The following is a 14351-nucleotide window of genomic DNA, read 5'->3' on the forward strand; positions in this document are numbered from 1 at the left end:
GACCGGGGTGGCGCGGTGGGCGTACGACGCCTCACCGGGCGTTGGCCCGAATGATCCACATCTTCGTCTTCGGCCCCCTTCCACATCGACGGGAAGGGGGCCTTTCGCACGGCGGTAAGGGCCCACCCAGCGGATCTTCGACGGCCGTCAGGTCACATGTCGGAGAATTTCGTCGGGTAGACTGTGCAGAGTTTTTGCGTACGTGGTTTGCTGTCCCCGCTGTTGAGAGATGGCGTGGGTTGAGAGAAGTCTCCTTCACCGGGGGCCGCCTCAGGCGCCGCTGCTCGAAAACGGCCAATCGGCCGCACGGCGTGCTCGGCCACCGGTTTTAGAAGGAGATACACATGGCGCAGGGAACCGTGAAGTGGTTCAACGCTGACAAGGGCTTCGGCTTCATCACCGTCGACGGCGGGGGTGCTGACGTGTTCGTCCACTTCTCGGCCATCCAGACCAGCGGCTACCGCACTCTGGAGGAGAACCAGCGGGTGGAGTTCGAGATCGCTCAGGGTCAGAAGGGCCCGCAGGCTGAGCAGGTCCGCCCCCTCTGAGCAGCGTTGACCGGCGACTGACCGGTCACCGGTCCGATCCGCTCGCGGATCAACAGTGAGACCCCGCGTCCCGCCCGGGACGTGGGGTCTTCCGTTTTCCCACCGCGCAACGGGCGGGCCCGGCCGGATGGGTGAAGGGCGCCGGGGTCAGGAGCGTCGGCGGCGGGTGCGGAGGCCGACCCAGATCCCGGCGACGCCGGCCAGCGCCACCACCGGGCCGACGACCACCCAGATCCGTTCGCCCGTCATCACGCTGCCCTCCACGTAGCCCAGTCCCTGGACCGTCCAGACAGCACCGATCACCACGGCCAGCAGGCCGAGGGTGAGCAGGAACCAGCCCCTCATCGGACACCCCCTTCCCGGTGTCGCGGCCCCGCCGGCCGCCGCTGGGGCTCGCCGGCGATCCGCCGACCGCCGGGTCCAGCATCCCCGGCCGGGACGGCCGCGGCGAGGACCCGGCGGCGGCGGGTCACCACCTGTCGTGGACCTGCGGGCGGATCAGCTCGTCGTAGACGTCCCGGACACCGCCCAGCTGCTCTGCCGAGAGCGGCGGCAGCGCGGCCGCCTCGACGTTGCGCCGGGCCTGCTCGGTGGTGCGGGCACCGGGGATGACCACGGTGACCCCGGGCTGGTCGATCACCCACCGGAGCGCGAACTGGGCCATGCTGCTCTCCGGCCCGACCAGCGGGGCGAGCCGGCGCACGGCCGACAGCCCCAGCTCGTAGTCGACACCGGAGAACGTCTCGCCGACGTCGAACGCCTCGCCGTGCCGGTTGTAGCTGCGGTGGTCGTCCGCGCCGAAGGTGGTGTGCTCGTCATAGCGGCCGGAGAGCAGGCCGCTGGCCAGCGGAACGCGGGCGATGATGCCGACCCCGGCGGCGGCCGCGGCGGGCAGTACCCGTTCCAGGGGCTTGTGCCGCAGCGCGTTGAGGATGATCTGGACGCTGGCCACGCCGGGCCGGGCGATCGCGGTGAGCGCCTGGTCGCAGGTCTCCACGCTGACCCCGTACGCGGCGATGGCGCCCTCGTCGACCAGCGTGTCCAGGGCGTCGAAGACCGCGTCGTCGGCGAAGACGGCGGTGGGTGGGCAGTGGAGCTGGACGAGGTCCAGAGTGTCCATCCCGAGGTTGGCGCGGGAGCGGTCGGTCCACTCGCGGAAGTGCGCCAGGGTGTACGCCTCGGCCCGCTGTTCGACCCGGCGCCCCATCTTGGTGGCCACGGTCAGCCCCGCGTCGGGGCGGGACCGCAGGAAGCGGCCGATGAGCTGCTCGCTGCGGCCGTCGCCGTAGACGTCCGCGGTGTCCAGGAAGGTGACACCGGTGTCGACCGCGGCGGCCAGGATCGCCGTCGCGTCGTCCTCGGTGACCGTGCCCCAGTCGGCGCCGAGCTGCCAGGCGCCGAGGCCGACGACGCCGACGGTCCGTCCGAGTCGGGGGAAGGTGCGCTGCTCCATGCCGTCGAGCCTAGTGAGCGGCTTGCCGGGGCGAGCACCGGCCCGTACGGTAAACAAGACGGACGTACGGTTTGGGAGGCGTCATGTGGGATCCGACGACGTATCTGCGCTACGGCGACGAGCGGTCCCGCCCGTTCCACGACCTGGTCGCCCGGATCCCGGCGCGGCAGCCTCGTACGGTGGTCGACCTCGGTTGCGGCCCCGGCCGGCTCACCGCCACCCTGGCCGAGCGTTGGCCCGGAAGCCGGGTGGTCGGCCTCGACTCGTCGCCGGAGATGATCGGGCGGGCAGTCGAGCTGGGCGCGCCCGTCGAGTTCGGCGTCGGTGACGTACGCGACTGGCGACCCGGGCCCGAGGCCGACGTGGTGGTGACCAACGCGGTGCTCCAGTGGGTGCCCGGGCACCAGGAGCTGCTCCGGCGCTGGGCGCGGCAGCTGCCGACCGGCGCCTGGCTGGCGGCGCAGGTGCCCGGCAACTTCGACGCTCCGTCGCACCGGGCGCTCCGCGCGGTGGCCGCCGGTCGGGCCTGGCGGGACGAGCTGCTGCCCCTGCTGCGGGAGGCCCCGGTCGACGACCCCGCCGACTACGCGGCGCTGCTGACCGGTGCGGGCTGCGCGGTGGACGCCTGGGAAACTACCTACGTGCACCTGCTCCCGGCCCCCGCCGACGCCGCGCATCCGGTGCTCTCCTGGATGGAGGGCACGGCGTTGCGGCCCGTCCGCGCCGCCCTCGCCGCGGGCCGGTGGGCCGACTTCCGCGCCGAGCTGCAGGTACGCCTCGCGGAGGCGTACCCGGTCCGTGACGGTCAGGTGTACTTCCCGTTCCGCCGCGTCTTCGTCGTCGCCCGCACCGGCGCCCGTGCCGAGGAGAACCTGTGACCGACCTGTCCACCTTCATCGCCGGAATGCCCAAGGTGGAGCTGCACGTGCACCACGTGGGCTCCGCCTCGCCCCGGATCGTCGCCGAGCTCGCCGCCCGGCACGAGGGACGCAGCCCGGTGCCGGCCGACCCGGCGAAGCTGGTCGACTACTTCGCGTTCCGCGACTTCGCCCACTTCATCGAGGTCTACCTCAGCGTCGTGGACCTGGTCCGTGACCCGGAGGACGTCTGGATCCTCACCCACGAGGTGGCCCGCGAACTGGCCCGCCAGCAGGTCCGGTACGCCGAGCTGACCATCACGCCGTATTCGCACGTGCGGCGGGGCATCCCCGCCCCGGCGTTCTGCGAGGCGATCGAGGACGCCCGCAAGCGCGCCGCGGCCGACTTCGGCATCGAGCTGCGCTGGTGCTTCGACATCCCGGGCGAGGCCGGCCTGGAGTCGGCCGAGGAGACGCTGCGCATCGCGCTGGAGGAGCGCCCGGACGGGCTGATCAGCTTCGGGTTGGGCGGGCCGGAGATCGGCGTCCCCCGGCCGCAGTTCAAGCCCTACTTCGACCAGGCCCGCGCGGCCGGGCTGCGCTCGGTGCCGCACGCCGGGGAGACCACCGGCCCGCAGACGATCTGGGACGCGCTGCGCGACCTCGGCGCGGAGCGGATCGGGCACGGCATCGCCGCCGCCCAGGACCCGGAGCTCATGGCCTACCTGGCCGAGCACCGCATCGCCCTGGAGGTCTGCCCGACCTCCAACGTGCGTACCCGGGCGGTGGCCGGTCTCGACGAGCACCCGCTGCCTCGGCTCGTCGAGGCGGGGCTGCTGGTCACGATCAACTCCGACGACCCGCCGATGTTCGGCACCACCCTCGACGACGAGTACGCCGTGGCGGCCCGGCTGCTGGGCGTCGGGGCGGAGGGGGTCGCCGCGCTGGCCCGGGACGCGGTGACCGCCTCGTTCCTGGAGCCGGCCGACAAGCGACGCATCACCGACGAGATCGACGCGTACCTGGCGACCGCCGGACGCTGACCCGGTCTCGAGGGCGTTCCCTCGGGCGGCGGCTTGCGGGCGGGCGCCCTCTGGGCGGCGGCTTGCCGGTGGCGGCTCTCGGGCGGTGGCACTCGGGCAACGGCCTTCGCGCGGCGGCCTTCGGGCGGCGGGACGAAGGGCGCGCGGCGGGAGCAGGTGTGGGGGGACCATTTCTCCCGCCGCGCGCACGGCTCCACCGGAGGAGTGGGTGCGCGGCTGCGCCCCCCGGTGGAACTGATGGGTTCGTAAGAAGATCCTGTCAGGCGCCGGCCGGGTCGGGGGTGTCGTTAAGTCGGATCTAAGGAAGACTTGCGCCGCCCCACAGCCGGCCCGTCCCGTGTTGCTGCGCGCGGCCGTGCACTGCCGCGGACCCGAGTGGTGGCGGCCGAGTACGAGGCGACGCCCACCGCGTGACGCCGGGCGGGCGGAGATGACACCGGGCAGGGAAGCGGGCTCGGGCACGGATGTTCTTGTGCGGCTGCTTTGGAGCTGAGTCGTTGACGCCATCGCGCCGCTCTGCCGCCCGGTCAGTGTGCCGGCCCGGCGGTCTGTCAGTCCGTCGCTCTGCCGCTCGGTCGCCCGGCCAGTCTGTCGGTCGCTCGCTCGGTCGGTCGGTCGCTCGGCCGCTCTGCCGATGGCGCGCCGCGCGTGCGGCCTCGACCAGCACGGCGAGCCGCCGGTGTGGTGGGTGGGGTAGGAGGGGATGACAGGTCCGGCGGTGAGCGGCGCTCCGGCTCGTACTGAATCGTCTACGTCATCAGCTCCGAAGCGTCGCCGTGGACCATGCCCGGCACCTCCCTTTGCTCTGCACCCTCATACGCGCTGGTCACTGTCAGCGACTAATGCGCTCGCTGCCCGTCGGATTGTCCTTCACGAAGCCGGGCCAGTCCGGGCCGAGTCGAGCCAGGCCGGGGCCGGGCCGGGGTGCGGTCGACTCAGCGGTCCGTCGGGCGTCGGCGGGGCCAGCGGCGGCGTGCCGAGCTCTTCTGATCGCGGGAATCGCGCGCCATCCGCCCGACGAGCCCGAACCGGTTGACCTGCCGAGGCGTCGCCTCCGGGTCGGCGAGCAGCATCACCACGCTCGCTCCGCCCAGCTGCGCCCGGTCGATGCTCACCGAGCCGTTCGCCTGCATCGCCACCCGCTTGGCGATGTCCAGCCCGAGCCCGGTGGAGCCCCGGTCGCTCGCGCCCCGGCGCAACGCCCGGTCCGGGTCGGCGATGCCCGGGCCGGCGTCGTCGATGCGGATCGCGACGTACCCGTCCCGGCGGGAGACGGCCACCTCGAACGCGGTCCCCTGCGGGGTGTAGCGGAACACGTTCCCGACCACCGCGTCGAGCGCGGCGGCCAGCTCCGCCCGTGGCACCGGCGCCGGTATGCGCAACTGCGCCCCGCTCACCCGGTGCGGCCGGTTCTGGTCGCCGGCGAGCGCCGACCAGAACACCATCCGGTCCCGAACCACCTCGCTGACGTCGCACATCGCCGGCCCGCTGTCGTGGGTGACCGCCTTGCGCGTGGTCTTGATCAGTACGTCGATCTCGCCCTCGAGCGTGACGATCGCCTGACGGATCCGCCGGATCCCGCGCCGGTGGTCCAGCTCGGCCTGGCTGAACGTGCCGACGCTGGTGTCGTCCGACTCCAGCGCCTCCGCGTCGAGCCGGAGCACGGTCAGCGGCGTACGCAGCCGATGCGACAGGTCGGCGACGAGTTCCCGCTCGTCGGTGCGGGCCGCGTCGAGCCGTTCGGCCATCTGGTTGAACGCGTGCCCGGCCTCGGCCAGCTCGCGCGGTCCGGTCGGCTCCACCCGGGCCGCCAGGTCGCCGTCGCCGATCGCGAGCGCACCGTCGATGAGACCCCGGGTGGCGAACACGGTGCGCGTGGCGACCCGGTCGACCACCACGACCGCCGAACCGACCAGGGCCGCGGCGACCGCGCCGAGCAGCAGCCACCGCAGGCCGGCACCCCGATCCAGGGCCGAGTCGGGCACGAAGACCTCGACCACCGCGACCCGGTCGCCCAGCACCACCGGGTCGAGCCGGGCGGCGCCGCCTGCCACGTCCACCACCATCGAGCGACGCTCCGCGCGGGCCCGATCGAGGTCGGTGGCGTCGGCCCGGCCCTGGCCGGTGTCCCCGTCGAGGCCGTGCACCACGGGACGGGTGGTGGCGTCGCCCCCGCTGGCCGTCACCGCCCGCTCGACCGCCGCGGGTTCCGTGCTGACCGCCAACGCCCCCGTGACCAGGGCGCTGCGTCGCGCCGCGTCGGCGATCGCCTCCGCCCGGACCCGGTCGCCGAGGCTCACCGCGAGGGGCAGCAGGAACGCGAGCGCCACCAGAGCGCAGACGCCACCCGTCAGCAGCGTCAGCGAGGCCCTCAGTCCGGCGCCACCAACCGGAAGCCGACCCCCCGCACGGTGCGCAGGTAGCGCGGCTTCGCCGCGGACTCGCCCATTTTGCGGCGCAGCCAGTACAGGTGAACGTCGATGGTCTGATCCTCGCCGACCGACGGCTGCCGCCATACCTCCTCCAAGAGCTCCCGCCGGGACACTACCCGGCCAGGACGTGCGGCGAGATACGCCAGCAGGTCGAATTCCTTGCGGGTCAGCGCCAGCGCTTCCCCGTCGAGATGGGCGCTGCGCTCGCCGACGTCCATCCGCAGCCCGCCCACCACGTGCACGGCCGGCTGGACGGTGCGGCTGGCCCGGCCGACCCGGCGCAGCACCGTGGTGATCCGGGCGTCGAGGTGCGCCCCGGTGAACGGTTTGACCATGTAGTCGTCGGCGCCGGCGCGCAGCAGCCGCACCACGGACTGCTCGTCGTCGCGGGCGGTGGCGATGATGATCGGCACGTCGGTGATGCCGCGCAGCATGCGCAGCGCGTCCGAGCCGTCCAGGTCGGGCAGGCCGAGGTCGAGGACCACCAGGTCGGGAGTCTCCGCGGCGACCCGGCGCAGCGCGTCCAGCGCCGTGCCGACGGCGTGCACCGCGTGCCCCCGATCGGCGAGGGAGCGGAGCATCGCACCGCGTACGACGTGATCGTCTTCGACCAGGAGGACGGTGGCCACGCACAGACGGTACTTGACGTGGCAAGTTGATCGCGTTGCGCCGCACCTGGGAACCGGGCAAGCTGGCACAACGATGTCCTTCACGCTCTTCGCCGACGCCCGCGTGGCGCTCGCCCGGGACAGCCTCGCCGGCCTCTCGGTCGGCGACGCGCTCGGCTCGCAGTTCTTCGTGCCCGGCCGGCGGCCGGAAGACCTGATCGCCGGGCATCTCCCGCCCGCGCCCTGGGAGTGGACCGACGACACCGAGATGGCCTGCTCGGTGCTGGCGGAGCTGGTCGAGTCGGGCCGGATCGACCGGGACCGGCTGGCACTCGCCTTCGCCGAGCGTGCCGAGCCGTACCGGGGGTACGGGCCCGGGGCGGTGACCATCCTGCGGTTGATTCGCACCGGCACGCCGTGGCCGGTCGCCGCCGCGTCGGCGTTCGGCGGGCAGGGCTCCTGCGGCAACGGGGCGGCGATGCGGGTGGCGCCGGTGGGGGCGTACTTCGCGGACTCGACGGCCCGCGCGGCGGCCCAGGCCCGCGCCTCGGCCGAGGTGACCCACGCGCACCCCGAGGGGCTCGCCGGGGCGGTCGCGGTGGCCGTCGCCGCCGCGCTCGCCGCGCGCGGCCGGCTGGACGGGGACCCGCCCGATCCCCACCGGCTCCTCGCCGGGGTGGCGAGCGCACTGGACCCGGCGACCGAGGTGCACCGCCGGGTACGCCGCGCCGCCGACCTGCTCGGCCATCCGCTGCCGCAGGTCGTCGGAGTGCTCGGCAACGGCGCTCAGGTCACCGCCCAGGACACCGTGGCGTTCACCCTCTGGGTGGCCGCCACGCACCTGGCCGACTACCCGGCCGCGATCCGGGCGTGCGTGCGGGCGGGCGGGGACGTGGACACCACGGCCGCGATCGTGGGCGGGATCGTGGCCGCGTACGCCGGGGTGGGCACGCCGGGTGGCGTGCCGGCCGAGTGGCTGGCCGCCCGCGAACCTCTCCCCGACTGGCTCCCCTGACCCGGGGTCGCCGGTCCTGTCGTGCGTCAGTCCGACGTCACCGGACCCGACTGGGCCAACGTGAGCGCGGGCCCGGCGGCCCGGCCGCCGTCGGAGGAACGGCGGCGCCAGCGGCTCGCGAGCCAGCCGATCGCCGCACCGCCGCCGAGCCCCGCGAGCAGGCCCGCGGCCAGCAGCGCGTCGGCGTTCCCGCCGGTGCCGCCGCCCGCCGCCCCGGCAGCGCCTTCGACTCCGCCGAACCCGGCCCCGCCCGCGCCGCTGGACCCGTTCGCGCCGGTGCCTCCCCGTGCCGCGCCGGTGTCCGCCGAGGCGCCGCCGTGCGCCGCGTGCCCGGCCGCCCCGCCCGCGACCCCCGGCGCGGCCGGGAGCAGGGTGAGTCGGGGAGCCGGGTGCGCGCCGGACGGGCCGGTCCAGCGCACCACGGTGCCGTCGGCGTACGTCTGGACGACCGGGAAGGTGAGCCGGTCGGTGCGGGGCAGCGGGCCCATGGAGAGCGACAGCCGGGCCGGACCGGGTGTGGCGCCCTCGACCCGGATCCAGGTCACCGAGGTGGTGACAGTGCTCACCCCGGTCGAGTGCATGCCGGACACCGGTTCGTCGAGCGTGCGGGACGCCAGCCGGGGCGCCCAACCGGTCACCGACATCGGGTACACCTCGGCGATCGGCGTCTCCGCCGGCAGTTGGATCTCGATCTTCTCGGTGTGGCTGCCGGGGCGCTCCTCGGGCACCACGAACTCCAGCCGTACGGCGTCACCCTGCCGGGCCTGGGTCGGCGTGGTCGTCACGTCCGCCGCGTACGCGGCGGTGGGCCAGCTCAGCACCGCGCCCGTGACCAGCGCGGCCGTCGTTGCCGCGCGACGCCGGTCAGCTCGGGTCATCGCCATCTCGGGTCCCCATCCCTGTCGACTCGGCCGGCAGCGGATTCCGGCCGCATCCGGTAGTTCGGCTCCCGCCCCCGAAAGGTTCAACGCGGCGCGGGGTGTCGACGGGGACCAACCCTCCGGCCGAGGCGTCGGCGGTCGGGGCGCGAGGGGGGACCGATAGCATCGGCGGGGGCCGTACCGGCCCTTTCCATGCCGTCTGCTGCGAGGAGTCACCGTGTCCGCACCCCGTACCCCCGCCGTGGCCGACCCCGTCGTCGTCGCCGCCGGGACGACGGCGGCCGACGCGGTGGCCGCGGCCGAGTTGCCCATGAGCGGCCCGAAGGCGATCGTGGTGGTCCGCGATCCGGAGGGTCTGCTGCACGATCTGGACTGGCGACCGGCGACCGACGTCGAGGTCGAGCCGGTCAGCCTCGACTCGCCGGACGGGCTGAACGTGCTGCGCCACTCGACCGCGCACGTGCTCGCGCAGGCCGTACAGGACGTCTTCCCGGAGGCGAAGCTCGGCATCGGCCCGCCGATCGAGAACGGCTTCTACTACGACTTCGCCGTCGACAAGCCGTTCCAGCCGGACGACCTGTCGAAGCTCGAGAAGCGGATGCAGGAGATCATCAAGTCCGGGCAGCGGTTCCGGCGGCGCCGGTTCGCCAGCCTGGACGAGGCGCGGGCGGAGCTGGCGTCCGAGCCGTTCAAGCTCGAGCTGATCGACGTCAAGGGGGAGGGGCTGGACTCCTCCGAGGTGATGGAGGTCGGCGGGGGTGAGCTGACGATCTACGACAACCTCGCCGCGAACGAGGAGAAGGTCTGCTGGTCGGACCTGTGCCGTGGTCCCCACCTGCCGAACACCCGGCTCATCGGGGCGTTCAAGCTGATGCGGTCGGCGGCGGCCTACTGGCGGGGATCCGAGAAGAACCCGCAGTTGCAGCGGGTCTACGGCACCGCGTGGCCGACCCGGGACGAGCTGAAGGCGTACCTGAAGCTGCTGGAGGAGGCGGCCCGGCGCGACCACCGCAAGCTCGGCGCGGACCTCGACCTGTTCAGCTTCCCGGACGAGATCGGCTCGGGTCTGGCCGTCTTCCACCCCAAGGGCGGCATCATCCGCCGGGAGATGGAGAACTACTCACGCCGGCGGCACGAGGCCGCGGGGTACGAGTTCGTGAACACCCCGCACATCACCAAGGCCCACCTCTTCGAGACCTCCGGTCACCTGCCGTACTACGCGGACACGATGTTCCCGCCCATGCAGTTGGAGGGCGCGGACTACTACCTCAAGGCGATGAACTGCCCGATGCACAACCTGATCTTCAGGGCGCGCGGGCGGTCCTACCGGGAACTGCCGCTGCGGCTCTTCGAGTTCGGCACGGTCTACCGGTACGAGAAGTCGGGCGTGGTGCACGGCCTGACCCGGGTACGCGGGCTCACCCAGGACGACTCGCACATCTACTGCACCCGGGAGCAGATGCCCGGGGAGTTGAGCACGCTGCTCACCTTCGTGCTCGACCTGCTGCGTGACTACGGCCTCGACGACTTCTACCTGGAGCTCTCCACCCGCGACGACTCGCCGAAGTTCATCGGCAGCGACGAGGACTGGGCCGAGGCCACCGAGGCGCTGCGTACCGCCGCCGAGCAGTCCGGTCTCGATCTGGTGCCTGACCCGGGCGGCGCGGCCTTCTACGGTCCGAAGATCTCCGTGCAGGCGAAGGACGCCATCGGCCGGACCTGGCAGATGTCGACCATCCAGGTCGACTTCAACCAGCCGGAGCGGTTCGGTCTGGAGTTCCAGGCCGCCGACGGCACCCGGCAGCGTCCGGTGATGATCCACCGAGCGCTCTTCGGCTCGATCGAGCGGTTCTTCGGGGTGCTCACCGAGCACTACGCGGGCGCGTTCCCGGCCTGGCTGGCGCCGGTGCAGGTGGTCGGCATCCCGATCCGCGAGGACCACACCGACTACCTGCACGGCTTCGTGGCCGCGCTGCGTGCCGAGGGGATCCGCGCCCAGGTCGACGCGGGTGACGACCGGATGCAGAAGAAGATCCGTACCGCGCAGCAGCAGAAGATCCCGTTCATGGTGATCGCCGGTGACGACGACGTGGCCGCCGGTACCGTGTCGTTCCGTTACCGGGACGGGTCGCAGCGCAACGGCGTGCCGATCTCGGAGGCGGTGGCGCACGTGCTGGACGTGGTCGGCTCCCGTACCAACATCGGGCCCTCCGCCGAGATGTAGCGCCGAGCCGTCGAAGGGGTCCCCGCCTGCGTGGCGGGGACCCCTTCGTGCGCCTACCCGGTCACGTGCGCCGGGGGCCGGCGGCGGTGCTCAGATGCCGCAGTTCGGTGCGGACCAGGTGCGGCTGGCCTTGTGCGCGACGTGGGTGTGGTCGTTGTGGTCGGGGTAGCCGGGGCCGAGGATCTCGTTGAAGCCGTGGTTGCGGGCCTGCTGGGCGAGTCGGCAGAGCGAGTGCGGCCCGGCCCCCAGGTCCACGGCGTCGCCGTAGAGGTGCCGGCTGGTCGCCGATCCGCCGACGGCGTTGTTGCAGGCGTGGCTGCGGAACGCGCTGGTCACGATGATCTGCTGGTCGCCGAGGGCGTGCCGCATGGCCTGGAGCTTCCACATGGAGACCCGTGCGTTGAACCGGGCGGTGCTGGCCGAGACGGCCCCGCCGGACCAGTCGCTGTTGCAGTCGTTGAACTCGGCGTAGCTGAAGTTGACCGGGGTGCAGTCGTCGTCCTGCAGCGCGTAGATCCGGTTGAACGTCTGCGGTCCGGCGATCCCGTCGGCGGAGAGCCCGTACGCCTGCTGGAAGCGGCTCACCGCGGCGCGGGTGGCCGGCCCGTACGCCCCGTCGATGCTGAGCACGGCGCCGTAGCCCGGGTAGCCGGCGACGCGGATCTGCAACTGCCGGACGTCTTCGCCGGACATCCCCTCGGAGAGGGTGCGTCCCCAGGTGTAGCAGCCGTCGGCGTGCGCGGCGCCCGCGGTGAGCGTGATGCCGGCGACCGTGCTGACGACTGTCAACGTGATGGCCGCGAGAAGTGTGCCGATTCGTCGGATCACAGGGGGTCCTCCATCGCTACATGTAAGAACATGAATGAATGGAAGTTTCAGATCTAGGCTTCGTCTCGTCAACAACTTCCATTTGACGCCTTCCTGAACAGCGGACATTCCGCACACGGCCCGCGCGTGGGGTGCAGCCACCGACGGAGCCTGCAGAGTCCGTAGGATCGCCTCTGTGACTGGGGCGGAACGGCACACGGACAGCGACGGAATGGCCGACGGGCTGGAGCGGCTCTGGACGCCGCACCGGATGACCTACATCTCGGGCGACGACCGCCCCGCCGAGGGCTACGAGAAGCCCAGCGGCTGCCCGTTCTGCCGGGCCCCCCAGGCACCGCCGGAGGAGAGCCTCGTCGTGGCACGGGGCGAGCGCGTGTACGCGGTGCTCAACCTCTACCCGTACAACCCGGGCCACCTGCTGGTCTGCCCGTACCGGCACGTGGCCGACTACACCGAGCTGGACGACACGGAGACCGTCGAGCTGGCCGCGTTCACCCAGACCGCGATGCGGGTGATCCGCAAGGTCAGCAACGCGCACGGGTTCAACCTGGGCATGAACCAGGGCGGGGTGGCCGGCGCCGGCATCGCCGCCCACCTGCACCAGCACGTGGTGCCGCGCTGGGGCGGCGACGCGAACTTCATGCCGGTGATCGGGCGGACCAAGGTCCTCCCGCAGCTGCTCGGCGACACCCGGGAGCTGCTCGCCCGCGCCTGGCCGTCCTGACCGCGCCCCCGCGTTCCGTGCCCCGGCGGGCGCGGACGCCGGGCCGGCCGGCAGCGTGGGTCAGCTGCCCCGCAGCGCCGTGACGAGCTCGGGCCAGCCCTCCACCCGCCGCACGGCGGGCAGGTGGGCGGCGTGCGCGGCCACCTCGGCGGGGCGGGGGCGGAACAGGAAGCGGTGCGGCACCGAGTCGAGGTAACTCAGCACCTCCAGCTTGTCGTCGACGAAGTGGGTCAGCCCGAGCCGCCGGGCGATGGGGGCCTTCGCCGGTCGGGTACGGCAGAAGTGCACCCGCGGCACGGGGATCCCGGTGCGCGCGTGGAAGTCGTGGTGCGCCAGCCACTCCAGGGTCCGCCGCTCGGTCTGCTCGCCGCACTTGCTCACCAGGTGCACCTCGTCGAAGCCGTCGGCGAGCGCCGCCAGGCCGTCGATCGCCCCCACGACCTGCGGGGTACGCAGATAGTGCTCACCGAAGAACGAGGTGTCCGCGTCCTCGTCGGCCGGTTGGATGATCACACCGCCGATGTCCACGCCGAGCCGTCGCATGTGCGCGATCATGCCGCACGGGCGGCCGGGTAAGACAGCCCGTTTCTCGGGGCCGCCCGCGTCGTCGCCTCCGCAGCCTCTGCCGGACCCCGGTGAATCCTTCGGCGGCAACCACGACCGCCGCCGTATCGCCCCTTCTTGTGTTCGAGGGCGCTGGAGGTGACACGATCTGCCGGTGGCAGTCACGACGCGAACCTTGGGGCGCAGCGGCATCGCGGTCAGCGCGCTGGGGATGGGTTGCTGGGCGATCAGCGGCCCGTGGGCGGAGGGCGCCCAGCCGCTCGGCTGGGGCGCCGTCGACGACGACGAGTCGGTCCGGGCGGTCCGTCGCGCCCTCGACCTGGGCGTCACGCTCTTCGACACCGCCGACACGTACGGCGCGGGGCACGGCGAGCGGGTCCTCGGCCGCGCGCTGGCCGGTCGCCGCGACGAGGCGGTGATCGCCACCAAGTGGGGCTACACCTTCGACGAGGCGACCCGGCAGGCCACGGGGGAGGACGCCTCGCCGGGCTACCTGCGCCGGGCGGTCACCGACTCGCTGCGCCGGCTGGGCACCGACCGGATCGACCTGTACCAGCTGCACCTCGCCGACCTCTCGGTGCCGCGCGCCGAGGCGCTGATCGGCACGCTGGAGGAGTTGGTCGCCGAGGGGCTGATCCGGGCGTACGGCTGGAGCACCGACCGGCCCGACCGGGCCCAGTCGTTCGGCCACTCCGCTGCCGGCGCGACGGCCGTGCAGCACTCCCTGTCGGTGCTGCGGGACGCGCCCGAGCTGCTGACCGTCTGCGACAAGTACGACCTGGCCAGCATCAACCGCGGGCCGCTGGGGATGGGGCTGCTGACCGGCAAGTACACGGCCACCTCCACGCTGCCCCGCGACGACGTACGCGGACTCGCCCCGGGCTGGCTGGAGTGGTTCCGTGGCGGGCGGCCGGCGCCGGAGTGGCTGCGCCGGGTGGCGGCGGTACGGGACGCGCTGACCGCCGACGGGCGCACCCTGGCGCAGGGCGCGCTCGGCTGGATCTGGGCCCGCAGCGGCCGGACCATCCCGATCCCCGGCTGCCGCACCGTCGCCCAGGTGGAGGAGAACGCTGCCGCGCTGCGCCACGGGCCGCTCGCGCCGGACCAGTTCGCCGAGGTGGAGCGCCAGCTCGCCGCCCTGCGCAGCGCGGCCCTCCGGCACGCCGACCACCCC

Annotated in this window: 14 protein-coding genes; 7 read left to right on the top strand and 7 right to left on the bottom strand. The window is 73.1% G+C overall.

Going from position 1 to position 14351, the window contains the following annotated elements; all coding sequences use genetic code 11:
* Window positions 1-344: 344 nt before the first annotated feature.
* Window positions 345-548 carry a cold-shock protein gene (locus tag E1211_RS23110; RefSeq protein ID WP_011905669.1) on the top strand — a complete coding sequence of 68 codons (204 nt, stop codon included), beginning with the start codon at window positions 345-347 and terminating at the stop codon, window positions 546-548.
* A gap of 147 nt (window positions 549-695) precedes the next feature.
* On the opposite strand, the gene E1211_RS23115 is transcribed toward E1211_RS23110, so the two are convergent.
* Both E1211_RS23115 and E1211_RS23120 read right to left on the bottom strand, forming a co-directional pair.
* Window positions 696-893 (bottom strand): hypothetical protein, encoded by a 198-nt coding sequence (locus E1211_RS23115; RefSeq protein ID WP_132351109.1) that lies wholly within the window; start codon window positions 891-893, stop codon window positions 696-698.
* A 124-nt stretch (window positions 894-1017) separates the two neighbouring features.
* Window positions 1018-2001 carry an aldo/keto reductase gene (locus tag E1211_RS23120; RefSeq protein ID WP_132351110.1) on the bottom strand — a complete coding sequence of 328 codons (984 nt, stop codon included), beginning with the start codon at window positions 1999-2001 and terminating at the stop codon, window positions 1018-1020.
* Between the two features lie 83 nt (window positions 2002-2084).
* Here E1211_RS23120 and E1211_RS23125 point away from each other — a divergent pair, with 83 nt between their 5' ends.
* Both E1211_RS23125 and E1211_RS23130 read left to right on the top strand, forming a co-directional pair.
* A complete protein-coding gene (locus tag E1211_RS23125; RefSeq protein ID WP_132351111.1) occupies window positions 2085-2879 on the top strand; it encodes a trans-aconitate 2-methyltransferase in 795 nt (264 codons plus the stop codon).
* Window positions 2876-3901, top strand: a complete 1026-nt coding sequence (locus E1211_RS23130; RefSeq protein WP_132351112.1) for an adenosine deaminase — start codon at window positions 2876-2878, stop codon at window positions 3899-3901. The genes E1211_RS23125 and E1211_RS23130 overlap by 4 nt, the downstream gene beginning before the upstream one ends.
* A 935-nt stretch (window positions 3902-4836) precedes the next feature.
* Here E1211_RS23130 and E1211_RS23135 read toward each other — a convergent pair.
* Window positions 4837-6255 (bottom strand): HAMP domain-containing sensor histidine kinase, encoded by a 1419-nt coding sequence (locus E1211_RS23135; protein WP_132351120.1) that lies wholly within the window; start codon window positions 6253-6255, stop codon window positions 4837-4839.
* Window positions 6256-6272: 17 nt separating this feature from the next.
* Window positions 6273-6962, bottom strand: coding sequence for a response regulator transcription factor (locus E1211_RS23140; protein ID WP_120681377.1), 690 nt, complete (start codon window positions 6960-6962; stop codon window positions 6273-6275).
* Between the two features lie 73 nt (window positions 6963-7035).
* Here E1211_RS23140 and E1211_RS23145 point away from each other — a divergent pair, with 73 nt between their 5' ends.
* Window positions 7036-7956 carry an ADP-ribosylglycohydrolase family protein gene (locus E1211_RS23145; RefSeq protein WP_132351113.1) on the top strand — a complete coding sequence of 307 codons (921 nt, stop codon included), beginning with the start codon at window positions 7036-7038 and terminating at the stop codon, window positions 7954-7956.
* A 26-nt stretch (window positions 7957-7982) separates the two neighbouring features.
* Here the strand turns inward: E1211_RS23145 and E1211_RS23150 are convergent, their stop codons facing one another.
* The gene (locus E1211_RS23150) at window positions 7983-8840 is read right to left on the bottom strand and encodes a YcnI family protein (protein ID WP_165947318.1); all 858 of its coding nucleotides are present in this window, start codon (window positions 8838-8840) and stop codon (window positions 7983-7985) included.
* Between the two features lie 214 nt (window positions 8841-9054).
* Between E1211_RS23150 and thrS the strand changes: the two genes are divergently transcribed.
* A complete protein-coding gene (gene thrS / locus E1211_RS23155; RefSeq protein WP_132351115.1) occupies window positions 9055-11061 on the top strand; it encodes a threonine--tRNA ligase in 2007 nt (668 codons plus the stop codon).
* A 90-nt stretch (window positions 11062-11151) separates the two neighbouring features.
* On the opposite strand, the gene E1211_RS23160 is transcribed toward thrS, so the two are convergent.
* On the bottom strand, window positions 11152-11889 hold the full coding sequence (locus tag E1211_RS23160) for a D-Ala-D-Ala carboxypeptidase family metallohydrolase (protein ID WP_243709653.1): 738 nt from the start codon (window positions 11887-11889) through the stop codon (window positions 11152-11154).
* Between the two features lie 211 nt (window positions 11890-12100).
* On the opposite strand from E1211_RS23160, the gene E1211_RS23165 reads away from it, so the two are divergent.
* The gene (locus E1211_RS23165; RefSeq protein WP_207915485.1) at window positions 12101-12613 is read left to right on the top strand and encodes an HIT domain-containing protein; all 513 of its coding nucleotides are present in this window, start codon (window positions 12101-12103) and stop codon (window positions 12611-12613) included.
* 60 nt (window positions 12614-12673) lie between these two features.
* Here E1211_RS23165 and E1211_RS23170 read toward each other — a convergent pair whose 3' ends face one another.
* The gene (locus E1211_RS23170; protein ID WP_243709654.1) at window positions 12674-13156 is read right to left on the bottom strand and encodes a hypothetical protein; all 483 of its coding nucleotides are present in this window, start codon (window positions 13154-13156) and stop codon (window positions 12674-12676) included.
* 232 nt (window positions 13157-13388) lie between these two features.
* Between E1211_RS23170 and E1211_RS23175 the strand changes: the two genes are divergently transcribed.
* On the top strand, window positions 13389-14351 hold a 963-nt coding region (locus tag E1211_RS23175; RefSeq protein ID WP_207915486.1), incomplete at its 3' end, for an aldo/keto reductase.

The sequence above is a fragment of the Micromonospora sp. 15K316 genome, from assembly GCF_004348525.1.
In the GTDB taxonomy this organism is placed as follows: Bacteria; Actinomycetota; Actinomycetes; order Mycobacteriales; family Micromonosporaceae; genus Micromonospora.

What these genes read in the sequence shown, in the direction of transcription:
- E1211_RS23110 (WP_011905669.1), top strand. Translation starts at nt 345, where the DNA reads ATGGCGCAGGGAACCGTGAAGTGGTTCAACGCTGACAAGGGCTTCGGC.
- E1211_RS23115 (WP_132351109.1), bottom strand. Translation starts at nt 893, where the DNA reads ATGAGGGGCTGGTTCCTGCTCACCCTCGGCCTGCTGGCCGTGGTGATC.
- E1211_RS23120 (WP_132351110.1), bottom strand. Translation starts at nt 2,001, where the DNA reads ATGGAGCAGCGCACCTTCCCCCGACTCGGACGGACCGTCGGCGTCGTC.
- E1211_RS23125 (WP_132351111.1), top strand. Translation starts at nt 2,085, where the DNA reads ATGTGGGATCCGACGACGTATCTGCGCTACGGCGACGAGCGGTCCCGC.
- E1211_RS23145 (WP_132351113.1), top strand. Translation starts at nt 7,036, where the DNA reads ATGTCCTTCACGCTCTTCGCCGACGCCCGCGTGGCGCTCGCCCGGGAC.
- E1211_RS23150 (WP_165947318.1), bottom strand. Translation starts at nt 8,840, where the DNA reads ATGGCGATGACCCGAGCTGACCGGCGTCGCGCGGCAACGACGGCCGCG.
- E1211_RS23165 (WP_207915485.1), top strand. Translation starts at nt 12,101, where the DNA reads ATGGCCGACGGGCTGGAGCGGCTCTGGACGCCGCACCGGATGACCTAC.
- E1211_RS23170 (WP_243709654.1), bottom strand. Translation starts at nt 13,156, where the DNA reads ATGCGACGGCTCGGCGTGGACATCGGCGGTGTGATCATCCAACCGGCC.